This window comes from Gordonia lacunae, assembly GCF_002149015.1.
GTDB classification, from domain to species: domain Bacteria; phylum Actinomycetota; class Actinomycetes; order Mycobacteriales; family Mycobacteriaceae; genus Gordonia; species Gordonia lacunae.
On the sequence record NZ_NGFO01000009.1, the window covers coordinates 32243 to 58069 of the forward strand.

Sequence of the window (25827 nt, forward strand, 5' to 3'; positions counted from 1 at the left end):
CTCGATCAACTCATCCCCCACTCCGGGAGGGCTCCGTGGAGTGTCAACGATGATCCATCGTCCTCCGCCCGGCCCGGACGGGTGGTGTCAGCGGCTCATCCGAGCGGCTCCGGTCGCAGCTGGGTGAGGAACGTCGTCAGGTACTCGATCAGCTCGTCGTCGCGCAGACGCGCCGATCCGACGCCTCCGGTGCGCGGGATCGGCAGCGTGACCACCGATGTGGTCGCCCGATAGGTGGCCGAGGAGTACAGGCGACGCAGCCGGACCTGCTCGCTGTCGAGCAGCGACAACGGCGAGATCTTGACGCCCTGACCGGCGAGGCCGATCTCGGCGATCCCCCGCTCCCGGCACCGCAACCGCAGCCGGGCGATCGACGCGAGGCGAGTGGTCTCCACCGGCGGCGGACCGTACCGGTCATTGAGTTCGACGAGGACCGAGTCCACCGCGGCGTCGTCGGTCGCCGACGCGAGCTTGCGGTACGCCTCGAGGCGCAGGCGATCGGAGTCGACGTACTCGACCGGGATGTGCGCGTCGACGGGCAGATCGATGCGCACCTCCCCCGTCTCGCGTGATTCGACCGGTTTCCCGTCCGCGGCAGCGCGATACGCCTCCACCGCCTCGCCGACCAGACGAACGTAGAGATCGAATCCGACACCGGCCACGTGTCCGGACTGCTCGGCGCCCAACACATTTCCGGCGCCGCGCAACTCGAGATCCTTCAGTGCCACCGCCATGCCCGCGCCGAGCTCGTTGTTCTGCGCGATCGTCGCTAGCCGGTCGTACGCGGTCTCCGTGAGCGGCCGGTCGGGACTGTAGAGCAGGTACGCGTACCCACGCTCACGACTTCGGCCGACGCGACCGCGCAGCTGGTGCAGCTGCGAGAGACCGAGGTTCTCGGCACGGTCGACGATCAGGGTGTTGGCGTTCGAGATGTCCAGGCCCGTCTCGATGATCGTCGTGCAGACCAGCACGTCGTACTCGCGATTCCAGAACCCCGACACCGTTCGTTCGAGCTGGTCCTCGCCCATCTGACCGTGTGCGACGACGACTCTCGCCTCCGGAACCATCGCGGCGATGTCCTTGGCCATCTTGTCGATGGTCGAGACGCGGTTGTGCACGTAGAACACCTGGCCGTCGCGCAGCAGTTCGCGACGGATGGCGGCGGCGACCTGTTTGGGCGCATAGGCGCCGACGTAGGTCAGGACCGGATGCCGTTCCTCGGGCGGGGTGAGGATCGTCGACATCTCCCGGATGCCGGCCATCGACATCTCGAGTGTGCGCGGGATCGGGGTCGCCGACATCGTCAGCACGTCGACGTGGGTGCGCAGCGACTTGATGTGCTCCTTGTGCTCCACACCGAAGCGCTGCTCTTCGTCGACGATGACGAGTCCGAGGTCTTTCCAGACGATCCCGGTCTGCAGGAGGCGGTGGGTACCGATGACGACATCCACCTCGCCCTTGGACATCGCCTGGGTGATCTCGCGGGATTCCTTGGCGTCGGTGAACCGCGACAGGCCGCGCACCCGCACCGGGAATCCGCTCATCCGCTCGGTGAAGGTCTGCAGATGTTGTTGCGCCAGAATGGTCGTCGGGACGAGGACAGCGACCTGCTTGCCGTCCTGCACGGCCTTGAAGGCGGCGCGGACCGCGATCTCGGTCTTGCCGTAACCGACGTCGCCGACCACGACGCGGTCCATCGGGACCGCCCGCTCCATGTCGGCCTTGACCTCGGCGATGACCGTGAGCTGATCCACGGTCTCGGTGAAGTCGAAAGCGTCTTCCATCTCCTGCTGCCACGGCGTGTCGGGACCGAATGCGTGTCCGGGCGCGGCGTGGCGGGCGGCGTAGAGTTGGACGAGCTCGCCGGCGATCTCACGAACGGCCTTGCGCGCCTTGCGCTTCGTGTTCTGCCAGTCCGACCCGCCGAGCTTCGACAGCGACGGCTGTTCGCCGCCCACATAGCGGGAGAGCTGGTCGAGCGCATCCATCGGTACATACAGCCGGTCGGCCGGCTGCCCACGTTTGCTCGAGGCGTACTCCAGCACGAGGTACTCACGCCGGGCACCGGAGACGGTCCGTTCGATCATCTCGACGAACTTGCCGATGCCGTGCTGGTCGTGCACCACGAGGTCGCCCGCGGCCAGGGCGAGCGGATCGACCTGGTTGCGCCGCTTGGCCGGCAGGCGCCGGCCGTCCCGGACGTTGGCGACCCGCGTACCGGTGAGGTCGGCTTCGGCCACCACGACGAGTCCCGCATCGGGACATACGATCCCGGCGCGCAGCGGGGCGCAGAACACGGTGACCTCACCGGGCTCCGGACGGTGCCCGGGTTCGGCGATCACGTGCGGCACCTCGGCGTCGGACAGCCGCTCTGCGACGCGCTGCGCGGTACCCTTGCCCGCCACCACGATCGCCGCGGTCTTGCCGTCCGAGACGTGCGCGCGCAACTGCGCGAAGGTCGCCGCGATCTCGCGGTCGTCGCCCCGAGGTGCGGGGCCGGGGGCCAGGTCGAGTTCGAGTTCGTCACCGCTGCCGGTCGCGAGCGGACTCAGCGTCCACCAGCGACGTCCGGCGTCGAGCGTCGCTGTCCGCACCTCGTCGAGCGGGCGGTACGCGCTGGCCTGCAGATCGATGCCGAGGCTTGCCGAGGACCTGCCGTCGATCGGGGCGCCGGCGCCCATGGCGGCCGCGGTCCACGACGCCTCGAGGAACTCCGCACCCGTCTTCGACAGGTCCGAGGCACGGGTCCGCACCTTCTCCGGGTCGAGGATGAGCACCCGGGTGCCGTCGGGCACCACCTCGGTCAGCAACTGCATGCCACCGTCGACGAGCGCGGGGATCAGCGCCTCCATCCCCTCGACCGGAATGCCCTCGGCGAGCTTGCCGAGCATCTCGGCGAGGGTCGGGTCGTCGGCGTTGCTCACCGCCAGATCGCCGGCGCGCGTGCGGACCTTCTCGGTCAGGAGCAGCTCACGGCAGGGGTGGATCCGGACCTCGCTGGTCTCGACCTCGGGCTGACTGCGCTGGTCGGCGACCGAGAACGCGCGCATCTCGGTGATCTCGTCGCCCCAGAACTCCACGCGCACCGGATGGTCCGCGGTGGTCGGGAACACGTCGAGAATGCCGCCGCGCACCGCGAATTCGCCGCGGCGCCCGACCATGTCGACGCGCTCGTAGGCCATCTCGACGAGCTGCGACAGCAGCGCGTCGAAGTCGACCTCGATGCCCTCGCGCAAGGTCACGGTCGCGACGTCGCCGAGCCCGGGGGCCATCGGCTGGACGAGAGAGCGAACGGTGGTCACGACGACCCGCAACGGGGTGTCGCCCGGGTTGGCGAGGCGGTGCAACACGGCGAGTCGCTGGCCCACGGTGTCCGCGCTCGGGGACAGGCGCTCGTGCGGCAGTGTCTCCCACGACGGGAACTGCGCGACGGCGTCGGCATCGTCGAGGAGCTCGGCGAGTTCGGCGGTCAGATCGTCGGCCTCGCGGCCGTTGGCCGACACGACGAGGAGCGGGGACTCGGCACCGGCGACCAGGCACGAGACGAGGAACGGCCGTGCGGCGTCGGGTGCGGTGATGTCCAGCCGACGCTCGTTCCGGTGCGTGTGCACCTCGCGGAAGGACTTGTCCGCACACGCGAGCGCGGCCAGACCGGACAGAGCAGACTGCGTCGACACTCCGTCGATTCTATGGGTCGACGATCCGCCGGTCCCCGCCCGGTCAGCAGGAGTTCTCGCAGTCGGCGCAGCTGTCCTACCCTCGTCGGCATGAGCGAGCGCGTACCCGAGGCACCAGCGACCCCGATCCGGGTGACCGACGCCACGATCGACGACTGCGAGGCCGTTGCCGACATCTACGCCCACTACGTGCAGAACACCGTCGCGACCTTCGACTATCTGGTCCCGTCCCTGGCCCAGTGGCAGGCCAAGCACGCCGCGATCACGGCCGCGGGCCGGCCCTTCGTGGTGGCACGCGCGGTCGACGACGGCGTCGAGCGAGTCGTCGGCTACGCCTACCTCGGGACCTTCCGGACGATGCCCGCCTACGACCTGTCGACCGAGGACTCCATCTATGTCCGGCCCGGTCAGGGCGGACGCGGGATCGGTACCGCGCTCATGGCGGCGTTGCTCGAACGCGCGAACCCGGACAACGTCCGCCAGATCGTCGCGGTCATCGCCGCGACGGGTGGTGACGGGTCGATCGCACTGCACCGGCGGTTCGGCTTCGACGAGGTGGGCCGTCTGCGCGCCATCGGCCACAAGGCCGAGCAGTGGATCGACTGTGTCTACATGCAGAAGGACCTGTGGCCGGACGGCGACGCCCCCGCCGGCACCGACGGCTGACGGCGGGCGACCCGGGCTCCCGCGGGTTCGCCGCGGACGTCACCGATCCAGCCCGGCGGCCTCGGCCGCCGCGTCGGCGAGCCCGACACCGGTGCCCTCGTAGATGTGGAACGCCACATCGGCGCCGCGCTGGAGCAGTTCGTCGCGTTCGTCGTCGTATTGCGCGACCACGGCCACCGTCCCGGTGACGCCGAGTTCCTCGATCCGCTCGAGCGCCACCAGATTCGAGCCGTGGAAGGGCATCGCCAGGACCAGCAGTTCGAGCTCGTGGACGCCGACGGCGCGGTCCCAGAAGTCGGTCTCGGTGGCGTCGGCGTCGAGCACGCGGACGCCGCGCCCGGCCAGTTCGCTCGCCTTGAGCGGGTCGTTCTCCACGCCGATCACCGAAAGCCCGTATTCGTCGGCCAACCGCTCGTACACCGAGTGCCCGACGCGGCCCATTCCGAGGACGAGCACCCGCGCCGGTGCCAGCACGATCGGGGCGTCGTCGGGGTGCCTGCGGGCCGCGGCCGTGGTCGGGACGAACGCCGACAACCGGGTCACCAGGCCGGAACCGCGGCGATTGAGCAGGGTGGAGAACACGAAGCTCCCCGCGACCGCCACCGATGTCACCACCAGCCAGTCCGCACCGATGATCCCCGCTCCCACCCCGGTCGCGATCACGATCAGCCCGAACTCCGAGAAGTTCGCCAAGGCGAGTCCGGTCAGGATCGACGTCCGGCGACGCAGGCCGAACAGGGACAGGACCAGCGTGTACACCGCGCCCTCGAACGGCAGGAGGACGATCAGGAGCAGGCCGAGCAGAACCGTTTCGGTCGTGGGCGTGACGTGCAGCCCGATCGACACGAAGAAGCCGACCAGGAGCAGTTCACGGAGCCCGAACAGCGTGCGCGACAACTCCCCTGCTCGCGGATGCGACGCCAGCAGGACCCCGACGATCATCGCGCCGAAATCGCCTTTCACACCGACGGATTCGAAGAGCCAGTAACCCGGTACGAGGGCCATCACGATCCCGAACAGGGTTTGCAGCTCACCGTGACCGAGCATGTTCCACAGCCGGCGGACGATCCACGCACCGGGGATCAACAGCAGAAGGGCCAGCGCCCACGGGCTGGGCGGTTCACCCTGCATCGCGGTGAGGTAGACGACGGCGACGATGTCCTGGAGGACGAGGACACCGATGGCGATCCGGCCGTACAGCGAGTGTGACTCGGAGCGCTCGTCCAGTACCTGGACGACGAACACCGTACTCGAGAAGGACAGCGCAAAACCCAACAGCGCGAGCGTCTCCCAGTCCTCGCCGGCAAGCATGGGCACACCGACCGCCCCCAGGATGCCGAGGAAGCCCATCGTGAGACCGAGGATGACGAGGAGGTTCACCCCGGTGGTGACGACCACCTCGCGCCGGAGCAGCATCCGTACATCGAGTTTCAGTCCGATGGTGAACAGCAGGATGGTGACACCCAGTTCGGCCATCGTGTCGACGATCGGCAGTTCGTCGATTCCCGGTGCGTGCAAGATGAATCCGGCGGCGAGGTAGCCGACCAGGGTCGGCAGGTGCGCCACGCGCGCGAGGAAACCGCAGCCGAAGATGACGACCAGGTAGATGCCGACGGTCTCCATCTCCGGCGGCCTCAGCGGCGAGCGGAGTTCGGCCGGTCAGCGCCACACGGAATCGACATCGGTTGATCCTTCCGGCCGGGAGACGCAGAGTGAATCAACAATAGATGCGTGCGGGTCAGGCGTCGTCGACCCTTGTCCGCTTCAGCGATTCGACGTAGTCCGGTCCGACGAGCGCGGGATCGGGCTCGAGCCGCGTGAGACCGTTCCAGCACAGGTTGACCAGGTGGGCCGCCACGACCTCCTTCGACGGCTCGCGCACGTCGAGCCACCACTGCGCGGTGACCGACACCATCCCGACCAGCGCCTGGGCGTAGAGCGGAGCGAGTGCCGGATCGAATCCGCGCCGTTCGAAGTCGTTGGCCAGGATGTGCTCGACCTGACTGATCGCGTCGTTCAGGAGACTCGAGTACGTCGCCGTCTCACCGGTCCCGGCGGTGCTGTCCCCGCGGACCAGGATGCGGAAACCGTCCGTGCGCTCCTCCATGTACGTCAACAGTGCGAGCGCGACCTGCTGGATGCGGTACAGCGACCGGTTCTTCGACAGCGATGAGGTGACCATCTCGAGCAGGGTCTCCATCTCGCGGTCGACGACGACCGCGTACAACCCCTCCTTGCCACCGAAGTGCTCGTAGACGATCGGCTTCGATACGCCGGCCCGCTGTGCGATCTCCTCGATCGACGTGCCCTCGAAGCCGCGCTCGGCGAACAGTCCGCGAGCGACTTCGATGAGCTGCAACCGGCGTTGTGCGCCGGTCATCCGCGCCCGGGGCGCGCGCTGCACCTCGGCCGAACCCTCCGCTGGACGCCCGATAGCCATGGCCCCCAGCGTAGAGGTGTTCAGTACAGGCTCGACCAGTACGACCAGAAACGCACCGCGATCAGCACGATCACGAGTCCGACGGCCACGACGAGGATCGGTGCGTGGTTGCGTGCGAGGACCAGGGCAAGGCGCGAACGCGCGGTGAGACCACTCGCATGCGCGTTCCGCACACTGACGATGACGAAGATCGGCAGGGTGACCGCCCACACCACCATGCAGTAGGGGCACAGCGCTCCGATCGAGTAGAGACTCGAGTAGATGAGCCACCCGATGAACACCATGGCGGCGGTGACCCCGACCTGCAGCCCAGCCCAGTACCACCCCGCGAGGCGGGCTCCGGCCAGCAACGCCATCCCGGTGGTGACCGCGACCGCGAAACCGGCGATGCCGAGCAACGGATTGGGGAAGCCGAAGAGCGCCGCCTGCGGCTCGGCCATCACCGAACCACAGCTCAGCACGGGATTGAAGTTGCAGGACGGCACGTAGTCGGGGTCGGCGGCCAGTTCGAATCGTTCCACCGTCAGCACGAACGCCGCGACGAACCCGATGGCCCCGCCGACGGTCAGCAACCAGGCGACGATCCGCGTCCACGAACGCACGGCCTCGGCCAGGTGGGCCCGATCGTCGTCGGGCTCGGCCTCCGAGCTGGTCAGCGCACTCTCACTCACCCGTCCAGGATGGCACCCCCGCGGGCGGAGTTCGACCCGCGGCGCCGGAAAGTCACACTGGATCGGTCCAAATGTCGGCAGTTGCGTTCATCCGTGCGTAATGTCGAGCCAGACACCGGGGATGGGACACCGACAGTGCAATTGTGGGATTACCTCAGCGAGAACGCACGATCACTCACTTTTCTGACCTATCAGCACGCGTCACTGTCGTTCCAGACAGTGCTCGTGGGTACGGCCGTGGCCATTGTCATCGCCGCCGTCGTCTACCGACTCCCCCTGGCGAGCGCACTGACACTGACGTCGAGCCGTGTGGCGCTGACCATTCCGTCGCTGGCCCTGCTCGCGTTGTTGATCGTGCCCTTCGGACTCGGTGTGACGCCGTCGTTTCTGATGCTCGCCTTCTTCGCCACCCTGCCGGTCATCGGCAACGCGGTGGTCGGCTTGCGCTCCGTGCCGCCGTCCGTCGTCGAATCCGCCCGCGGTATCGGTCTTTCGAGGTGGCGGATCCTGCTCACCGTCGAATTGCCGATCGCGTGGCCGGTGATCCTGACCGGAATCCGCGTGTCGACCCAGATGATCGTCGGTGTCGCGGCGATCGTCGCCTACGTTCTCGGGCCCGGCCTGGGATCGCTGATCTTCAACGGGCTTTCCCGCCTGGGTGGTGCCAACGCTCTCGAGATGGCGCTCGCCGGAACGATTCTGATCGTCATCATCGCCCTCATCTTCGACGCTCTGCTGGTTCTGCTCGGCCGACTCACCATCTCCAAGGGACTCTCATGACCGACACCGCCACCTCCTCCGCGCCGAACGGCAACAACCGCAACGTCACCGGCGAGTCCATCCGGCTCGACGGTGTGGTGAAGCGGTACCGCGGAACCACCACGCCGGCGGTCGCACGCCTCGACCTCGAGATCGACGCCGGCGACATCGTCGCCTTCGTCGGCCCCTCCGGATGCGGCAAGACGACGACCCTGAAGATGATCAACCGCCTCATCGAACCCACCGAGGGGCGCATCTACATCGGCGGGCGCGACGTCACCGCGGAGAACCCGGACAAGTTGCGTCAGTCCATCGGCTACGTCATCCAGTCCGGCGGACTCTTCCCGCACTGGTCGGTGAGCAAGAACATCGGCGCCATCCCCCGGATTCTTAACTGGGACAAGAAGCGCATCGCCGAACGCACCGAGTACCTGCTCGACCTCGTCGGCCTCGACGCCGCGACCTTCGCCGACCGCCTCCCGAAGGACATGTCCGGCGGCCAGCAGCAGCGCGTGGGCGTCGCCCGCGCCCTCGCCGCCGACCCGCCGGTCCTCCTGATGGACGAGCCGTTCGGCGCCGTCGACCCGATCACCCGGGCACGCTTGCAGGACAAACTGATCGCGATCCAGCACGAGCTGGCCAAGACCATCGTCATCGTCACCCACGACTTCGAGGAAGCGACCAAACTCGGCGACAAGGTGCTGATCCTCTCCGAGGGCGGCCACATCGAGCAATTCGCTCCCCCGGAGGAGATCCTCGCCAATCCGGCGAGCCCCTTCGTCGAAGAGTTCGTGGGCTCGGGCGCGACCCTCGCCCACCTGACCCTGACCCGCGTCCGCGACGTCGACTTCCGCGACGTCATCACCGCCCAGGTCGGGGAAGCGTCCGGAGCAGTGGTGGCACGGGCGAAGGCGGCCGGCGAGGACTGGGTCGCCGTGGTCGATCAGCACGGCCGCCCGCGCGCCTGGCCGTCGGTCGAGGAGATCCGCGCCAAGCCGGAGGTCTCGGACTACCTCGATCACCGGCTCCCCGTCGTCGCCAAGTCCTCGACGCTGAACGACGCCCTCGACTCGATGCTCGCGACCAGCCAGGGCGGCGTTCTCGTGACCGACGGACGCGGCGCGGTCGTCGGTGCCCTGAACATCGCGTCGGTGATGGAGGCGATCCGCGGACAGCTCGCGACGGTGCGCGACGACGACGATCACGGCGGCTACCTCGACCACGCCGAGGGATCGGCCCCCGTCGAGACCCCGGTCGTCGCCGCCGACGACGAGCCCGGCGCCGGGGACACCAACCCGGGCACCGGAACCGCCGCGGTCGGCGCCCCCGAGACGAGTGCGGACCGGTGACGGGTTTCATCGCCGAGGAGGCGAGGATCACCGAGACCGCGAAAGCACCTGCACCGGAATCGGTCCCGAACGGCTTTCGGCGGCGCCTCGCCCGGATCCCGATCGACGTCTGGTTCGAGCCGCTGGTGATCGTGGTCGTCGGCGTCGGTTTCGTCATCTGGTACGCGAACACGACGTTCACCACCACGGAGAGCGCGTCGATGTCGTGGCCCGCGCTGCGCGCCACCATCCTCGATCACATCCAGCTGACGCTCGTCGCGACGGTCATCGTCGTCCTGATCGCCATCCCGCTGGGGATCGCACTCACCCGGCCGTCTCTGCGATGGCTGAACCCCATCGCGATCAACATCGCCAACATCGGGCAGGCGGCACCGGCGATCGGACTCCTGGTGCTGTTCACCTTCTGGCTCGGCACCGGATTCAACACCGCCATCGTCGGTCTGGTCGTCTACGCGGTGCTCCCGATCCTGCAGAACACCATCGTCGGACTGCGGCAGGTGGACCAGCGGACGGTCGAGGCCTCCCGGGGCATCGGCCTGTCCGCCGTCCGAACCCTCGTCCAGGTCGAGCTCCCCCTCGCCGTTCCGGTCATCCTCAACGGCGTCCGGACCGCACTGGTCATCCTGGTCGGTACCGCCACCCTCAGCACGTTCATCGGCGCAAACAGCCTGGGCACGCTCATCACCACCGGCATCACGCTGTTCCTGCCGAAGCTGCTGGTCTCGGGCGCGATCCTGGTCGCCTTGCTCGCCATGACGATCGACTGGCTCGGTCGCCTCGTCGAACTCGCCGCGACACCACGGGGGATCGCATGATGACTCGGCCGTTCTCGTCCCGGTCCCGCTCACGCGCACTCGCGCTCCTGGCCGCGTCGGCCGCCCTGGTGCTGACCTTGTCGGCGTGCGGGCTGGTCAGTTCATCCGGGACATTCCGTCCGGCGTCGCTTCCCGGCGGGGAGCGTCCGCTCGAGGGGACCTCGGTCGCGGTCACGTCCAAGAACTTCACCGAGCAGGTCCTGCTGGGCAAGATCACCGCGACCTATCTGGCAGCCGCCGGAGCCGACGTCGACGACCTCACCAACGCGCCGGGTTCGATGTCGTCCCGGCAGGCGGTCCTCAACGGCGACGCCGACATCGTCTGGGAATACACCGGCACCGCGTGGCAGACCTATCTCGGCGAGACGGAGACCATCTCCGACCCGCAGGAACTCTACGAACGCGTCCGCGACGCCGAACGGGCCAACGGTGTGGAATGGTTGCCGCCTTCGTCGTTCAACAACACCTACGCCTTCGCCGCCTCGTCGCCGACGGCGAAGCGACTGAACGTCACCAAGATGTCCGACATCGCGAAGCTGCCCGAGTCCGAGCGAACGTTCTGCATCAATGACGAGTTCCTCTCGCGCGCCGACGGTTTCATCCCGATGCTGAAGGCCTACGACATCCCGCTCGACGCCCCCGGCGGAGTCCCCAAGGGCAACGTGACCACCATGGATTCCGGCGTGGTCTACACCTCGACCGCGCGCAGCGAACCCTGCAACTTCGGCATGGTGTACTCGACCGACGGCCGGATCAAGAACCTCGATCTCGTCGTCCTGGAGGACGACAAGAAGTTCTTCCTGCCCTACAGCGGCTGCCTCGTGGTGAGCACCGGGGTCAACGAGGCCAACCCGGAGATCGCCGAACTCATGGCACCGGTGTCGGCGAAGCTGACCGATGAACTCATGCAGGAACTCAACGGGCTCATCGACATCGACGGTGCCGACCCCGCCGACGTCGCCTACGACTGGCTGAAGGACGAGGGTTTCATCGTCCCGGTGGACTGACCGTCGACTGGGCGTCCGCTTCCGTCGACTGGGCGTCCGTTTCCGTCGACTGGGCGTCCGATCCTGTCGACCGTGCGTCCGTTTCCGTCGACCGTGCGTCCGCTTTCGTCGACTGTGCGTCCGTTTCCGTCGACCGTGCGTCCGTTTTCGTCGACTGGGCGCCTGGTTCGTCCGCTCGCTCAGTTCCGAGAGCCGAGCCGATCTGGGACCACGCACAGTCGACGAATTTCGCCGCCCAGTCAACGAGATTCGACGCCCAGTCAACGAGATTCGACGCCCGGTCAACGAGATGGGTTCGGGGCGTACACCGTCATCCAGTGCGGGTGCAATCGGAAGTAGATGACCTCCAGGTCCCAGTCGAACGCGTCGTCGCCGTAGGTCTGCTTGAAGTGCGCCACCAACTCCGGCCAATCGTCGGCGCGGTCACCGTCGATCGGGTTGAGGATCTCGACTGTCCCGTGGGCGAACACCCCGAGCTCTTCGCCCTGGATGTGCGCGGCGCTGGCGGCCGGACGTGCCTGGAGGTGGCGGGCCTTCGCGGCGGAACGCGCCGTACCGAAGACCCATTTTCCGTGGAGGAAGTGTCCGTCGACGGCACTGATCCGCGGTTCACCCGTCGCGGTCACGGTCGACAGTGCCAGCACACGCATGCCCGTCAGGATCTCGGCCAATCGTGATGCGTCGACGGTGTTCTCGGTGTTGATGATGGAACGCAGGTGCTCGGTCGATCGGGACAGGGACGCGTCGAGAAGCGTCTGGAGTTCGGCGAGTTCATCCGGGGTCTCGTACATCGTGGTCATCCTCGTGGCTGTTCGCGGGCGACGACCGTCGTCGCCGAGGAATCCCATGGTGCCACCGGAAACCGGCTACGAGGGCTGTCCGTGCCCGACCGTTCTTGCTGTCTCGAGGGGCAGACCGAGCGGCGGCGCCTCGGGATGGAGAGCCGCGCCGGCGGCGAGGAGATCGATGTCGACGCGGCGTCTGATACCGGCGACCAAGGCGTTCCACGACGCCCGCACACCTGCGCGTCGCCCGAAATCCGCTGCCGCGAAACCGGTCATGTCACTGTCCTCGCAATCCCCAAGCGGCGGCGAGTAATTCGTGCGACGCCAAGCGATGGTCGAAGTCGTGCGTGACGCTGGTGACCAGCAACTCGTCGGCGCCGGTCACCCGGGCGAGTGTGCGCAGCCCGTCCACGACGGTCTCGGGATCACCGACGAACTGTGTACGCACCCGGTCGTCGACGAGAACGCGTTCATCGTCATCGAGGGGACGCGCTGTGTCCGGGTCCGGATACGGTTGCGCGCCCGCCCCACTCCGGATGCCATGCACCCAGTGTCCGTAGGTGGACGCGCGGTGACGTGCGGTCGGTTCGTCCTCGGCGACAACGACATCCGCGGATACGACGACATAGGGATCGGCCAGGACCGACGACGGACGGAACGCGCTGCGATACGCCTCGACGGCCTCGAGGACCGTACTCGGGCTGACGTGATAGTTCGCGACGAACGGCAGGCCACGAGCACCCGCGGTCTGGGCGCTCTGCCCCTTGCTGCTCCCGAAGATCCAGACCGCGACGTCCGCACCACGTCCGGGCACCGCGGTCAGTGCGACGTCGTGGTGGTCGAAGTCGCCGGCCAGGAGTGCGAGGACGTCGCCGACCGCGTCGTCGAAGTCCGGCGGTGACGCACCGTCGAACTGCGACGCCTCGAACGCGGCGACGACCCGCGGCGCGGTCAGGATCGACTCGACGGGGAACGGCGTCGGGATGAGCAGACCGTCGACGATCTGGTCGGGCTGTCGGGGTGCCGGCTCGCGGGGTGTGGGTTGCCGGTCGGCAGTCGACAGCTCGGTGCGACGTTGAGCGGACCTACCGAGGCCCAAGTCCAGTCGGCCGGGGTACAGGGCGTCGATCGTCCCGAATGCCTCCACGATCGACACCGGGGTGTGTAACCCGCTCTGCACCGCCGCCGACCCCACGCGGATGGACTCGGTCGCGCCGGCCACCAGCCCGATGAGAGTGGCCGTCGACGAACTGGCGACCGCGACGAAATGATGTTCGGCGAGCCAGAACCGCCGGTACCCCAGACGTTCGGCATGCTGGGCCAGCGCGACGCTGCGACGCACTGCTGTCGCGGCGTCACTTCCCTCGGTCACCGGGGCGAGGTCGAGCACGGACAGCGGGATCGGTGTGGTGCGGCGCGCTTCTTCCACTCCCGTCACACCTCTCTCCGACCATCTCCGGTCTCACGCCGAACACACCTCATCCTGATCACCGAAGCGTGGCCGGCGGGATTTCGAAAGGGTTTGGCCCACCGCGATCCGATGCCCGGCCCCCGGAATCCTCGGTCACCCCGTCACCGTTCGAGACGGAAGACAGACTTTCGACGAACACAACCGAGGGAGGCTCGATGGCCGACCACGTGCATGTCGCCGTGGCGCTGGACGGTTCGGGATCGCATCCGGGCGCATGGCGGGCACCCGGGGCCCGGGCACACGACCTGACGACGGCGGCGCATTGGCAGCGTCGTGTCGCGGAGGCCGAAGCCGGTCTGCTCGACTTCGTGACCCTGGCGGATTCGTTCGCCCTGCACCGCGGGCGCCCCCGCACCGACCGGGCGACCGGGGGTCTGGACGCGGTGCTGCTCGCCTCGCGTCTGGCACCGACGACCCGTTCGATCGGCCTGATCCCGACCGCAACCGCCACCCACACCGAGCCGTTCCACGTGTCGAAGGCGATCGCGACCCTCGACTACGTGAGCAACGGCCGTGCCGGAGTCGTGTTGCGCACCACGGCGGACCCGGACGAGGCCGCGTTGTTCGGCCGGCGGCGATTTCCCGACGACCCGGCAGTGCTCGCCGATCTCGCGTCGGAGGCCCTCGACTTCGCGACGGTGCTCGGACTGCTCTGGGACTCGTGGGAGGACGACGCCGAGATCCGCGACGTCGCAACGGGTCGCTTCGTCGACCGCGACAAGCTGCACTACATCGACTTCGCCGGGGACCACTTCTCGGTGCGGGGCCCCGCCATCACCCCGCGCCCGCCGCAGGGACGGCCGGTCATCGCCGCGACCGGCGCACATCCCACCGACCTGCGGGTGATCGGGCGGGGTGCCGATGTCGGGTTCATCAGCCCCCGCGATGTCGACGACGCCGTCCGAGCGGTCACCGCCGTGGGTGCCGCGCATTCCGACGCCGGTCGCGAGATCGCCGACCCGGCACTGCTGTTCGTCGACCTGTTCGTCGTGCTCGCGCGGTCGGGCGCGGATGCGGAAGGACGCCGGGCGCAGCTCGACGACTGGGCCGGTGAACCGTTCACCCCCGACAGTGCGGTGTTCACCGGCACACCGACCGGACTCGCCGACGAGATCGAGCGCTGGGCAGCCGTGGAGGGCATCAGCGGCATTCGGCTGCACCCGGCCGCCCTGTCCGAGGACCTGGGCGCGATCACTCAGGAGCTCGTACCGGAGCTGCAGCGCCGCAAACTCTTCCGTTCCGGGTACACCGAGCCGACGCTGCGCGGTCACCTCGGCCTGGACCGTCCGTCCAATCGCTTCGCCACGAGAAAGGCCGGTGTCGCATGACCAAGCAGGTGCATCTCGCCGCGCACTTCCCCGGGGTCAACAACACCACGGTGTGGAGCGATCCGGCGTCGGGCAGCCAGATCGAGTTCGACTCGTTCGTCCATCTCGCACAGACCGCCGAACGCGGGAAGTTCGACTTCTTCTTCCTCGCCGAAGGACTGCGGCTCCGCGAGCAGAACGGGCTGATCTACGACCTCGACGTGGTCGGACGACCGGACACGTTCACGGTTCTGTCCGCCCTGGCCGCGGTGACCACCCACCTCGGCCTGACCGGCACGATCAACTCGACCTTCAACGAACCCGTCGACGTCGCACGGCAGTTCGCCACCCTCGACCATCTGTCCGCCGGACGCGCGGCCTGGAATGTGGTGACGTCGTGGGACGAGTTCACCGGCGAGAACTTCCGTCGCGGCGGCTACCTGCCCGAGGACCAGCGGTACGCACGCGCCCAGGAATTCCTCACCGCCGCAGCGACGCTCTGGGACTCATGGCGCGACGATGACGTCGTCGCCGATGCCGACAGCGGCCGGTTCCTCGCGCGCCACGAGGCGGGTGAATTCGACTTCACGAGTTCGCAGTTCGACATCCGCGGGCACTTCCCCACCCCTCGTCCCCCACAGGGGCGGCCGGTCATCTTCCAGGCCGGGGACTCCGATGAGGGCCGGGAGTTCGCGGCCGCGACCGCCGACGCCATCTTCTCCCGGCACGCCACCTACGACGCCGGCCGAGCGTTCTACACCGACGTCAAACGACGACTCGCCACCTACGGCCGGCGACCCGAGCACCTCCTGGTACTACCCGCCGCCACCTTCGTCGTCGGTGACACCGACGCGCAGGCCGCCGAACTCGCTCACGAGGTGCGCCTGCAACAGGTCAGCGGGCAGACGGCGATCAAGTTCCTGGAGCAGTTGTGGAACCGCGACCTCACCGACCACGACCCGGACGGTCCGCTGCCGCAGGTGGATCCGGTCCCGGGCGAGAACACGGTCGCGAAGGGACGCGCGAGCGTGCGCATGCACCGCGACCCGGTCGCCGTCGCCCGCGAGTGGCGCGACCTGGCCGTGGCGAAGAACCTGACCACGCGCGAACTGATCATCGAGGTCACCGGCCGCCAGTCGTTCGTCGGATCGCCGCAGACGATCGCGCACACGATCAACGACTTCGTGCAGGCCGACGTCGCCGACGGGTTCATCCTGGTACCCCACATCGTGCCCGGCGGGCTCGACCGGTTCGTCGACGAGGTGGTGCCGGTCCTGCAGGAACTGGGCGTGTATCGCACCGACTACGAGGGCACCACGCTGCGGGACAATCTGGGGCTGGCGCGTCCGGAGGGATGACCGTCGCCGGCGACAGGCGCTCGTCGTGGAGCATTCCGGGCCGCGACCGCGGCCCGACTCATGAGCTCCGCCACCAGGACTCGAACCTAGAATGCCTGAACCAAAATCAGGAGTGTTGCCGATTACACCATGGCGGATCACTGCGCTGACGATTGTGCCACAGGACCACGGCACCCACGTCGGCGCGACCTCGTTTCGACGACGCGACTCCGGATCGGGATCGCGTCGCCGAAAACGGGGTCCGGGACCGATCAGTCCTTCGGGCCGCCGGCCACATAGACGACCTGCCCGGACACGAAGCCGGCACCTTCGCTGATGAAGAAGGACGCGGTGTGGGCGATGTCCTCGGGCACGCCGACGCGGTTGACCGGGATCTGGCCCGCCGCGGCGCGCTTGAAGTCCTCGAAGGGCACGCCGACGCGCTCGGCGGTGGCGGCGGTCATCTCGGTCTCGATGAACCCGGGCGCGATGGCGTTGGCGGTCACGCCGAACCGGCCGAGTTCGATGGCGAGGGTCTTGGTGAATCCCTGCATGCCCGCCTTGGCCGCCGAGTAGTTGACCTGACCGCGGTTGCCGAGCGCGGACGTGCTCGACAGGTTGACGATGCGTCCCCACTCGGCCTCGACCATGTACTTCTGCACGGCCTTGGTGACGTTGAACGCACCACGCAGGTGCACGGCCATCACGGCGTCCCAATCGTCGACGGTCATCTTGAACAGCAGGTTGTCACGCGTGATGCCTGCGTTGTTGACGACCACTGTCGGCTTGCCGAGCTCGGCGACGACCTTGTCCACCGCAGCGTTCACCGAGGCCTCGTCGGCCACGTCGGCGCCCACCGCGACGGCCTTGCCGCCGGCGTCGGTGATGGCCTTGACCGTATCGGCGCAGGCGTCGGCGTCGAGGTCGAGGACGGCCACCGCCAGTCCGTCGTCGGCCAGACGCTTGGCCACGGCCGCGCCGATCCCCCGTGCGGCCCCGGTGACGATCGCCGTCTTCTGCGTGCTCATTCACTACCTCCGTGTGGTCGTTTCACGAACCGGACATCTCCGGCGCATGGTTCTCGCTGCCGCACCCACCCTGATCCGTCCGTGACAATCCACTGGGACATCGTCAGGATCTACCGATTGATCGCTCGGCGTTCGCGGTCCCTATGTGTTCTATCAGGCCCGGTCGGGAGGATCCGGCACAAACAGCGCGCTGCATTTCTGCCATGGGGCACCGATGCGTAGGATCGCACCCGACGTGCGACCGCGGGCCGGGTCAGCGACCCCCGCCGGCGCCGTCGAGGAGACATGATCGTGGCAGTCACCGATCAGGAAGAGGGTGGGCATTCGATGACGGGAACGTCGCCATCCGTGGCCGTGATCGTCCTGGCCGCGGGCGCCGGTACCCGCATGAAGTCCAAGACCCCGAAGATCCTCCACACCATCGGCGGACGGTCACTCGTCGGCCACGCGTTGCACGGCGCGGCGGGCATCGGGCCCGAACACCTGGTCGCGGTCGTCAGCCACGAGCGCGAACGGGTCACGACGGCCATCGGCGAGGTCGCCGCACTCCTGGGTGTCGAGGTCGGCATCGCCGAGCAGGACTCGCCCCGCGGGACCGGCGACGCCGCCCGGGTCGGACTCAGCGCGCTCCCCGGCGACTTCGACGGCACCGTCATCGTCACCGCCGCCGACGTGCCCCTGCTCGACGCCGACACCCTGCGCGCCCTCGTGGACACCCACCTCGCCGACGGCGGGGCGGCCGTGACGCTGACGAGCTTCGTCGCCGACGATCCGACCGGATACGGGCGCATCATCCGCGACGGGGACGCCGTCGCGGCGATCGTCGAACACAAGGACGCGACCCCCGAGCAGCGCGCGATCACCGAGGTGAACGCCGGCGTGTACGCCTTCGACGCCGCCGCACTGCGCGTCGGTCTGTCGAAGTTGTCGACGGACAACGTGCAGGGCGAGTACTACCTCACCGACATCGTCGAGATCGCCCGCGGCGAGGGCCGCGCGGTCCGTGGCCACACGGTCGCCGATCCGGTACTCGTGGCCGGCTGCAACGACCGCGCTCAGCTCTCCGCGCTCGGCGCCGAACTGAACCGGCGCATCATCCGTCGCCATCAGCTCGACGGGGTGACCGTCGTCGACCCGGCCACCACGTGGATCGACATCGACGTCACCATCGAGCCCGACGCGCAGATCCGGCCGGGCACACAGTTGCACGGCCGCACCCATATCTCCACCGACACCGTGATCGGACCCGACACCACCCTCACCGATGTCACCGTCGGCGCGGGTGCGCAGGTGATCCGGACGCACGGAAGCGACGCGGTCATCGGCGCCGACGCCACCGTCGGTCCGTTCGCCTACCTCCGACCCGGGACGGCGCTCGGGGTCGCGGGCAAGATCGGCACCTTCGTCGAGACCAAGAACGCGACCATCGGCGAGGGGTCGAAGATCCCGCACCTCACCTATGTCGGCGACGCCACCATCGGCAAGCACTCCAACGTCGGCGCGTCGAGCGTCTTCGTCAACTACGACGGTGTCGCCAAGCACCGCACGGTGATCGGCGACCACTGCCGCACGGGCTCGGACAACATGTTCGTCGCCCCGGTCACCGTCGGCGACGGGGCGTACACCGGCGCCGGAACCGTCGTGCGGCAAGATGTACCGCCGGGGGCCCTCGCGGTCTCGGCGGGAGAACAACGCGTCATCGAGGACTGGGTCGTGCGCAAGCGCCCCGACACCGCGGCGGCGCGCGCGGCCCTCGACGCTCGCGAGAACGACTCCGGGACGGCCTGACACCCCGACCCGCGCTCGACCCTGCAGATCCGAAACGACACGAACAGAAGAGTTTTCATGACCTGGACCACTGACAACCAGAAGAACCTGATGCTGTTCTCTGGTCGTGCCCATCCCGAACTCGCCGAAGCAGTCGCCGATGAACTGGGCATCAAGGTCACGCCGCAGACCGCGCGCGACTTCGCCAACGGCGAGCTGTTCGTCCGCTTCGAGGAGTCGGTCCGCGGATCGGACGCCTTCGTCCTGCAGAGCTGCCCGTACCCGCTGAACCAGTGGGTCATGGAGGCGCTCATCATGATCGACGCCCTCAAGCGCGGCTCGGCGAAGCGCATCAGCGTGATCCTGCCGTTCTATCCCTATGCCCGCCAGGACAAGAAGCATCGCGGACGCGAGCCCATCTCGGCCCGCCTCATCGCCGATCTGCTCAAGACCGCGGGCGCCGACCGGATCATCACCGTCGACCTGCACACCGACCAGATCCAGGGCTTCTTCGACGGACCCGTCGACCACATGCACGCACTCGGCCAGCTCGCCGAGTACATCCGCGACAACTACGGAACCGACAACATCGCCGTGGTCTCCCCGGACTCCGGTCGCGTGCGTGTCGCGGAGAAGTGGGCCGACACGCTCGGTGGCGCGCCCCTGGCGTTCATCCACAAGACGCGTGATCCGCTCGTGCCCAACCAGGTCAAGTCCAATCGCGTGGTGGGCGAGGTGGAAGGGCGCACCTGCATCCTGATCGACGACATGATCGACACCGGCGGCACCATCGCCGGCGCCGTGCGGGTCCTCAAGGACGCCGGTGCGGGCGACGTCATCATCGCCACCACCCACGGCGTGTTCTCCGACCCCGCGGCCGAGCGTCTCGCGAGCTGCGGCGCCAAGGAGGTCATCGCCACCGACACCCTGCCGATCCCGCCCGAGAAGCGCTTCGAGAACCTCACCGTCCTCTCCATCGCCCCACTACTCGCGCAGACGATCCGTGAGGTCTTCGAGAACGGTTCTGTCACAAGCCTGTTCGACGGTATTGCCTGACGGGTCCGGCTCCCCGGCGAGAAGCGTTCGCTGTACCGCCCTGGGACATTCAGCTCGCGACCAGGCCCTACCGCTCCCTGAGGTGCGAGGAGCGCTAGCGACGAGCCACGAAGGGCTCGGTGAGACGCCTTGCGAGACCCTTCGTGGCTCGCTTCGCTCGCACCTCACGGAGCAGGGGCGGTCGCTCGAAGTCCTCGCGACTCAGCCACCCGCCATCCGTTTCGTCTCCGACGGCGCCACACCGTACTTGCGGCGGTAGGCCGCGGCGAAGCGGCCGGTGTGCAGAACACCCCACCGCGTGGCGACATCGGTGATCGTCGAGGCGCCCCCGGCCAGCAGATCGTTGTGGATGCACTCGAGCCGGACGTCGAGCAGGTACTCCATCGGACTCATCCCGACACATTCGCGGAAACCCTGCTGCAGGCGCCGGGCGCTGACGCAGCCGATCTCGGCCAGCTCACCGACCGTCCACGGATGCGCCGGATCGACGTGAATCGCGTCTATCACCCGCTTCACCGTGCGCGGCCGTGTGCCCGCGAGGGCGTCCTCGGACTCCGGTAGCGCGGCCAGCACCAGAGCGGTGGTGAGCATGCCGCCGAGCTGTTCGGCCATTCTCTCGTTGCGCAGCAACACATTCTCCGACTGGGCCACCTGCTGGCGGGCCGACCGCAACAGGCCCAGCCACTCCGCGCCCGCGCCCGAACGGAGATCGAGCTGGCGCGTGAGTGACCGCCCCGGCCGGCCCGCGATGCGGTCGATCTCACGCTGCAGATAGTCCCGCTCCACCTTGAAGCCGATGATCTCGCACGACCGGCTCCAGTTGGTGATCCGTGTCGGCGTATCGGGCGGGTTCAGCGTGGCCTGGCCCGGCTCCGACACGATCTCCCGACCCTCCGTGATCGACGACAGACTTCCCGACAGCGGGATGTTGATCCCCCACGCGCCCGGGTGATCGGAGTCGATGGACACGTCGGCGCCGAAGCCGATACGCGCGAGCACCGTCGATCCGATCGCCGCGGACTCCAGCCGGTAGTGCGACGCATCATCTCGCGACAGGGGCCTCAGCTCGTGCGGGAAGTAGGCATCGGCGACGACCTCGTGGACTTCGTCCCAGTCGGCATTTCCCGAGCTCACCACCCGTCTTGCCGACGAGTCACGGCCCGGGACGGATGCCTGGCCATCCCCCGGAACAGGCGTCGATACAACCCTCACGACGTCCACCCTAGCTGTGACGGTCATCACTTCCCATCGCCATGGCGGCCTGCATTTCATCCCCTGCGCAATACGGATCGCCGCTTCGCAATGCGGATCGACGATCTGTGACCGCGGTCATAGATTCGCTGCCACAGCAACCACGCACCGCGTCCCAGACCCACAACCGGTGCCGAGCATTGAGGAGCTGATCCCCATGGACCAACGAGCGATGCGGAACATCTTCGGTCAATTCGCGAGCGGTGTCACGGTCATCACCTGCGCCAACGCCGACGGCGAGGCCCACGGCGCGACGGTGACCGCATTCACCGCGATCTCCCTGGAACCACGCCTGTGCCAGGTGACCCTGACCCGCAAGTCCAAGGCCTGCGGTTACCTGGATGACGCCCCGTTCGCGGTGAACATCCTGGCGTCCGACCAGCTCGACACCGCGATGCACTTCGCGGGCAAGCCGCAGAGCCCCGGCCCCGAATGGTCATCGCAGTGGCTCGTGCCAGCGCTGTCGGGTAACGCGGCGACGCTCATCTGCTCGCCGTGGGCGTCGTACGACGGCGGCGACCACATCATCTACATCGGCGAGATCGTCGATGCCGTGGTGGACAGCTCCGCCGAGCCGCTCCTGTTCTACCGCAGCACCTTCCATGAGCTCGGCGATCGCTCCGGATCGGCCGCGTACTGCGGCAGCCTCGACGACCCGCACAGCCGGTGGTTCGACGCGAGTGCCCGCTTCACCCCGAGCTGCGTCCCGGTGCCCGTCGCGGCATCGGCCTGAGCCACCGGGGATCTCACCCCAGCCAGCCCTGACCATCTGAGAACGACCGTCCCACAACACGAATGAGGATCACCATGACCGCGACCGACATCTTCCCCGACACCGAGCCCGACGCCGCTTCCGCCGGCATCGACCGCACCAAGGTCAACGTGGCCGCCGACTCCGAGGCCAACCGGACCGAGACGTTCGCGACCCGTCCGATGACCGGTGACGAGTACATCGAGTCGTTGCGTGACGACCGCGAGATCTGGCTCAACGGTGAGCGTGTCGCGGATGTGACCACTCACGAGGCCTTCCGTAACCCGATCCGGATGACCGCGCGACTCTACGATGCGATGCACGATCCGGCGACCGCCGACGCGGTGACCGCCCCGACCGACACCGGCAACGGCGGCGTCACCATGCCGTTCTTCCGGGCACCGAAGTCGTCGGCGGACCTGGTGAAGGACCGCGACGCGATCGCGACCTGGGCGCGGATGACCTATGGCTGGATGGGCCGCAGCCCCGACTACAAGGCCAGCTTCCTCGGCACCCTGCATGCGAACTCGGAGTTGTACGCCCCGTTCCAGGCCAATGCCGAGCGCTGGTACCGGGAATCGCAGGAGAAGGTCCTGTATTGGAACCACGCGATCATCAACCCGCCGGTCGACCGCCAGCTGCCGCCGGACGAGGTCGGAGACGTGTTCATGAAGGTGGAGAAGGAGACCGACGCCGGCCTGATCGTGTCGGGAGCCAAGGTCGTCGCCACCGGTTCGGCGATCACCAACTACAACTTCATCTCCCATTACGGACTGCCCATCAAGAAGAAGCAGTTCGCGCTGATCTGCACCGTTCCGATGGACGCGCCCGGGGTGAAGCTCATCTGCCGCTCGTCCTACACGCAGCAGGCCGCGGTGATGGGCACACCGTTCGACTACCCGCTGTCGAGCCGGATGGACGAGAACGACACGATCTTCGTGTTCGACAAGGTTCTCGTGCCCTGGGAGAACGTCTTCATGTACGGCGACGTCGACAAGATCAACTCCTTCTTCCCGCAATCCGGCTTCCTCCCCCGCTTCACCCTGCAGGGTTGCACCCGCCTCGCGGTGAAACTCGACTTCATCGCCGGCCTGCTCATGAAGGCACTCGACTGCACCGGCGCCGGCGGATTCCGCGGCGTCCAGACCCGCGTCGGTGAGGTCATCGGATGGCGAAATCTGTTCTGGTCCCTCACCGATGCCATGGTCCACAACCCCGAACCGTGGATCGGTGACACCGTCATCCCGCAGCTGGAGTACGGGCTCACCTACCGCATGTTCGCCCAGCAGGGCTATCCCCGCGTCAAGGAGATCATCGAGCAGGACGTGGCGTCGGGCCTGATCTACCTGCCCTCGAGCGCCGCCGACTTCAAGAGCCCCCATGTGCGGCCGTACCTGGACAAGTACGTCCGCGGGTCCGACGGCATCGTCGCCGTCGACCGCGTGAAGGTGATGAAGGCACTGTGGGATTCGATCGGCAGCGAGTTCGGCGGACGTCACGAACTGTACGAGCGCAACTATGCCGGCAACCACGAGGGCGTCAAGGCCGAACTGCTCATGTTCGCCGAGAACCGGGGCACGGCAACGCAGATGAAGGGTCTCGCCGAACAGTGCCTCTCCGAATACGACCTCGACGGCTGGACGGTGCCCGACCTCTTCGGCAACGACGACGTCAGCTACTTCGGCAACCGGTGACCATGCCGTCCCGCCCAGTCCACCCCCATCTGATCCAGCACGAGGACACACCATGACCACCATCGAGAGTCCGACCGCGGCCGGTTCCGGCAGCGCGGCGACGAAGAACTTCACCGACCTGCGCGTCACCGCGGACACCTCCCCGGAACGGCTGTCGGCCATCGCCACCGAGGCCTTTGCCGGTTTCAGCGCACTGATCGACAAGTACGAGATCACCTATGACGAGTACCGCGTGCTCAAGCAGTGGCTGATCGACGTCGGCGCAGGCGGCGAATGGCCGCTGCTGCTCGACGTGTTCGTCGAACACGACATCGAGGAGGTGAACTCCCGGAAGTATCAGGGCTCCAAGGGCAGTATCGAGGGCCCCTACTATCTCCCCGATGCCCCGCTGTTGCCCGCGCGGTGCACGCTGCCGATGCGCGGTCGGGACGCCCGGCAGACCCCGCTGGTGTTGCACGGGCAGGTGACCGGTCTGGACGGCACTCCGCTCCCGGCGGCGACGATCGAGATCTGGCATGCCGACGCGGAGGGTTACTACTCGGGCTTCGCGCCGCACCTCCCGGAGTGGAACCTACGCGGGACCGTCGTCACCGACGGTGACGGCCGCTACGAGATCACCACGATCCAGCCCGCCCCGTATCAGATCCCGACCGACGGGCCGACGGGCAAGTTCATCGAAGCGGCGGGCTGGCACCCGTGGCGTCCTGCCCACCTGCACCTACGGGTGGCCGCGCACCGGCGGCACCCGATCATCACCCAGCTGTACTTCCAGGGCGGCGACTGGCTCGACAGCGACGTCGCCTCCGCCACCAAGCCCGAACTTCTCCTCGACCCGAAACCCGATGCGGCGGGGCGCAATTGCGTCCGGTACGACTTCGTTCTCGATCCCGAGTAGCGACGATCCCGGTGCCGCGGCCCCGGTCTGCATCCGGACCGGGGGCGCGGCACCGGACGTTCGGGCACCGCTGCGGTCCGGCGGGGTACCGTGTGATCCGTGGACGCGACGATCTATCACAACCCGAAGTGTTCGACCTCGCGGAAGGCGCTGCAGGCACTCCGCGACGCCGGGATCGAGCCGACCGTCGTCAAGTATCTCGACGAGCCGTACAGCCGCGAGCAACTCGTCGAGCTGTTCGCCGACGCCGGGGTCACACCCACACAGGCGGTCCGCACACGCGAGGCCCTCTACAAGGAGCTCGATCTCGCCTCGGCCACCGACGATCAGATCCTCGACGCGATGGTCGAGCACCCGATCCTCGTCGAACGCCCGATCGTCGTGACCGCCAAGGGCGCTCGCATCCCGCGACCCATCGACAAACTCGACGAGATCCTCTGACCCGGCAGCGGCCGGGTCAGGCGGTCGCGGGCCGGGCCGAGACCGCCGGCGCGGGCAACGGCTTTTGCACCGAGGGCACGGCCAGGGCCACGACCCCGCGGACGAGCGCCTTCGTCATGTCGAAGTAGTCGAAGTAGTCGCGCCACACCGTGATCCGGCCCTCGCGCACCTCGAAGCGACCGCACACCCAGAACTGCAGGTGCAGCCGGCCGAATCGGAGTTCGTCGACCCGCTCGGTCAGCACCACACCGGAGTCGTCGGCGCTCACGTTGATCATCCGGTAGTTGAATCCCACCGAGTCCTTACGCGCCACCCCGCCCAGCACGCCGGCCACCTTCCGCTTCCCGCGGATCGTCGGCAGCGAGACGTTCGTGTAGGCGATGTCGTCGTCGATGGTCTTCAGTGCGGCGGGCACGTCGCCCCGCGCGAACTCGGTCAGCAGGGTCGTCACGATCTCGATCGGCGTCTGTGAGGTCATGGCAGACCAGTATCCCCGAGCTCGGCGTCGGCAGCGGGGGATGTGACATCCCGGCTGGTCATCGGCTACTCTGGTCGCCGTTGTCTCGGCGAGGGTGACCCAGTCACCGTGATCGGCGCGGCCATCGCAGCAGTCGTCACGCCCTACGGGCGGATGGATGCCCGCGTCGGTCCTCGTGCCCG

General features: G+C 67.8%; 23 protein-coding genes and 1 tRNA gene. 13 read left to right on the forward strand and 11 right to left on the reverse strand.

What is annotated here, in order from left to right; genetic code table 11:
• Positions 1-95 precede the first annotated feature (95 nt).
• Positions 96-3677 carry a transcription-repair coupling factor gene (gene mfd / locus CA982_RS09610; protein ID WP_086535115.1) on the reverse strand — a complete coding sequence of 1194 codons (3582 nt, stop codon included), beginning with the start codon at positions 3675-3677 and terminating at the stop codon, positions 96-98.
• A 90-nt stretch (positions 3678-3767) separates the two neighbouring features.
• Between mfd and CA982_RS09615 the strand changes: the two genes are divergently transcribed.
• Positions 3768-4343: a GNAT family N-acetyltransferase gene (locus CA982_RS09615; RefSeq protein ID WP_086535116.1), complete on the forward strand. Its 576-nt coding sequence runs from the start codon at positions 3768-3770 to the stop codon at positions 4341-4343.
• Positions 4344-4382: 39 nt separating this feature from the next.
• Here the strand turns inward: CA982_RS09615 and CA982_RS09620 are convergent, their stop codons facing one another.
• The 3 genes from CA982_RS09620 to CA982_RS09630 form a co-directional block, all read right to left on the reverse strand.
• Positions 4383-5966 (reverse strand): cation:proton antiporter family protein, encoded by a 1584-nt coding sequence (locus CA982_RS09620; protein WP_086535117.1) that lies wholly within the window; start codon positions 5964-5966, stop codon positions 4383-4385.
• A 115-nt stretch (positions 5967-6081) separates the two neighbouring features.
• Positions 6082-6783, reverse strand: coding sequence for a TetR/AcrR family transcriptional regulator (locus CA982_RS09625; RefSeq protein WP_086535118.1), 702 nt, complete (start codon positions 6781-6783; stop codon positions 6082-6084).
• A gap of 20 nt (positions 6784-6803) precedes the next feature.
• A complete protein-coding gene (locus CA982_RS09630; protein WP_086535119.1) occupies positions 6804-7454 on the reverse strand; it encodes a vitamin K epoxide reductase family protein in 651 nt (216 codons plus the stop codon).
• Between the two features lie 135 nt (positions 7455-7589).
• Here CA982_RS09630 and CA982_RS09635 point away from each other — a divergent pair, with 135 nt between their 5' ends.
• Genes CA982_RS09635 through CA982_RS09650 form a run of 4 tightly spaced genes read left to right on the forward strand, consistent with a single transcriptional unit; the run spans position 7590 to position 11384 of the window.
• A complete protein-coding gene (locus CA982_RS09635) occupies positions 7590-8234 on the forward strand; it encodes an ABC transporter permease (protein WP_086535120.1) in 645 nt (214 codons plus the stop codon).
• A complete protein-coding gene (locus CA982_RS09640; RefSeq protein WP_086535121.1) occupies positions 8231-9562 on the forward strand; it encodes an ATP-binding cassette domain-containing protein in 1332 nt (443 codons plus the stop codon). The genes CA982_RS09635 and CA982_RS09640 overlap by 4 nt, the downstream gene beginning before the upstream one ends.
• Positions 9559-10377: an ABC transporter permease gene (locus CA982_RS09645; RefSeq protein WP_086535122.1), complete on the forward strand. Its 819-nt coding sequence runs from the start codon at positions 9559-9561 to the stop codon at positions 10375-10377. The genes CA982_RS09640 and CA982_RS09645 overlap by 4 nt, the downstream gene beginning before the upstream one ends.
• Positions 10374-11384 carry a glycine betaine ABC transporter substrate-binding protein gene (locus CA982_RS09650; protein WP_086535123.1) on the forward strand — a complete coding sequence of 337 codons (1011 nt, stop codon included), beginning with the start codon at positions 10374-10376 and terminating at the stop codon, positions 11382-11384. Before CA982_RS09645 ends, CA982_RS09650 begins: the two co-directional genes overlap by 4 nt.
• Positions 11385-11665: 281 nt before the next feature.
• Here CA982_RS09650 and CA982_RS09660 read toward each other — a convergent pair whose 3' ends face one another.
• The 3 genes from CA982_RS09660 to CA982_RS09670 all read right to left on the reverse strand — a co-directional run bounded on the left by CA982_RS09660 (position 11666) and on the right by CA982_RS09670 (position 13607).
• A complete protein-coding gene (locus tag CA982_RS09660; RefSeq protein WP_086535227.1) occupies positions 11666-12175 on the reverse strand; it encodes a pyridoxamine 5'-phosphate oxidase family protein in 510 nt (169 codons plus the stop codon).
• Positions 12176-12250: 75 nt separating this feature from the next.
• Positions 12251-12445 carry a hypothetical protein gene (locus tag CA982_RS09665; protein WP_086535125.1) on the reverse strand — a complete coding sequence of 65 codons (195 nt, stop codon included), beginning with the start codon at positions 12443-12445 and terminating at the stop codon, positions 12251-12253.
• Between the two features lies 1 nt (position 12446).
• Complete coding sequence (locus CA982_RS09670) at positions 12447-13607, reverse strand: LLM class flavin-dependent oxidoreductase (RefSeq protein WP_244176193.1); 1161 nt, start codon at positions 13605-13607, stop codon at positions 12447-12449.
• 188 nt (positions 13608-13795) lie between these two features.
• Between CA982_RS09670 and CA982_RS09675 the strand changes: the two genes are divergently transcribed.
• On the forward strand, positions 13796-14968 hold the full coding sequence (locus CA982_RS09675; protein ID WP_086535127.1) for an LLM class flavin-dependent oxidoreductase: 1173 nt from the start codon (positions 13796-13798) through the stop codon (positions 14966-14968).
• On the forward strand, positions 14965-16305 hold the full coding sequence (locus CA982_RS09680; protein WP_086535128.1) for an NtaA/DmoA family FMN-dependent monooxygenase: 1341 nt from the start codon (positions 14965-14967) through the stop codon (positions 16303-16305). The genes CA982_RS09675 and CA982_RS09680 overlap by 4 nt, the downstream gene beginning before the upstream one ends.
• 65 nt (positions 16306-16370) lie before the next feature.
• Here CA982_RS09680 and CA982_RS09685 read toward each other — a convergent pair.
• Together CA982_RS09685 and fabG are read right to left on the reverse strand one after the other, a co-directional pair.
• A tRNA-Gln gene (locus CA982_RS09685) sits at positions 16371-16442 on the reverse strand.
• 114 nt (positions 16443-16556) lie between these two features.
• A complete protein-coding gene (gene fabG, locus CA982_RS09690; RefSeq protein ID WP_086535129.1) occupies positions 16557-17312 on the reverse strand; it encodes a 3-oxoacyl-ACP reductase FabG in 756 nt (251 codons plus the stop codon).
• A 327-nt stretch (positions 17313-17639) separates the two neighbouring features.
• On the opposite strand from fabG, the gene glmU reads away from it, so the two are divergent.
• Entirely contained in the window at positions 17640-19100 is a 1461-nt protein-coding gene (gene glmU, locus CA982_RS09695; RefSeq protein WP_086535228.1) for a bifunctional UDP-N-acetylglucosamine diphosphorylase/glucosamine-1-phosphate N-acetyltransferase GlmU, read from the forward strand.
• Positions 19101-19157: 57 nt separating this feature from the next.
• Positions 19158-20135: a ribose-phosphate diphosphokinase gene (locus CA982_RS09700; protein ID WP_086535130.1), complete on the forward strand. Its 978-nt coding sequence runs from the start codon at positions 19158-19160 to the stop codon at positions 20133-20135.
• Positions 20136-20336: 201 nt separating this feature from the next.
• Here CA982_RS09700 and CA982_RS09705 read toward each other — a convergent pair whose 3' ends face one another.
• On the reverse strand, positions 20337-21269 hold the full coding sequence (locus tag CA982_RS09705; protein ID WP_462686311.1) for an AraC family transcriptional regulator: 933 nt from the start codon (positions 21267-21269) through the stop codon (positions 20337-20339).
• A 274-nt stretch (positions 21270-21543) separates the two neighbouring features.
• On the opposite strand from CA982_RS09705, the gene CA982_RS09710 reads away from it, so the two are divergent.
• The 4 genes from CA982_RS09710 (at position 21544) to arsC (ending at position 25167) form a co-directional block, all read left to right on the forward strand.
• The gene (locus tag CA982_RS09710; protein WP_086535132.1) at positions 21544-22119 is read left to right on the forward strand and encodes a flavin reductase family protein; all 576 of its coding nucleotides are present in this window, start codon (positions 21544-21546) and stop codon (positions 22117-22119) included.
• A 74-nt stretch (positions 22120-22193) separates the two neighbouring features.
• A complete protein-coding gene (locus CA982_RS09715; protein ID WP_086535229.1) occupies positions 22194-23831 on the forward strand; it encodes a 4-hydroxyphenylacetate 3-hydroxylase family protein in 1638 nt (545 codons plus the stop codon).
• 52 nt (positions 23832-23883) lie between these two features.
• Positions 23884-24726, forward strand: a complete 843-nt coding sequence (gene catA / locus CA982_RS09720) for a catechol 1,2-dioxygenase (RefSeq protein WP_086535133.1) — start codon at positions 23884-23886, stop codon at positions 24724-24726.
• Between the two features lie 99 nt (positions 24727-24825).
• Complete coding sequence (arsC, locus tag CA982_RS09725) at positions 24826-25167, forward strand: arsenate reductase (glutaredoxin) (protein WP_086535134.1); 342 nt, start codon at positions 24826-24828, stop codon at positions 25165-25167.
• Between the two features lie 16 nt (positions 25168-25183).
• On the opposite strand, the gene CA982_RS09730 is transcribed toward arsC, so the two are convergent.
• Positions 25184-25645, reverse strand: a complete 462-nt coding sequence (locus CA982_RS09730) for a limonene-1,2-epoxide hydrolase family protein (protein ID WP_086535135.1) — start codon at positions 25643-25645, stop codon at positions 25184-25186.
• Between the last annotated feature and the right edge of the window lie 182 nt (positions 25646-25827).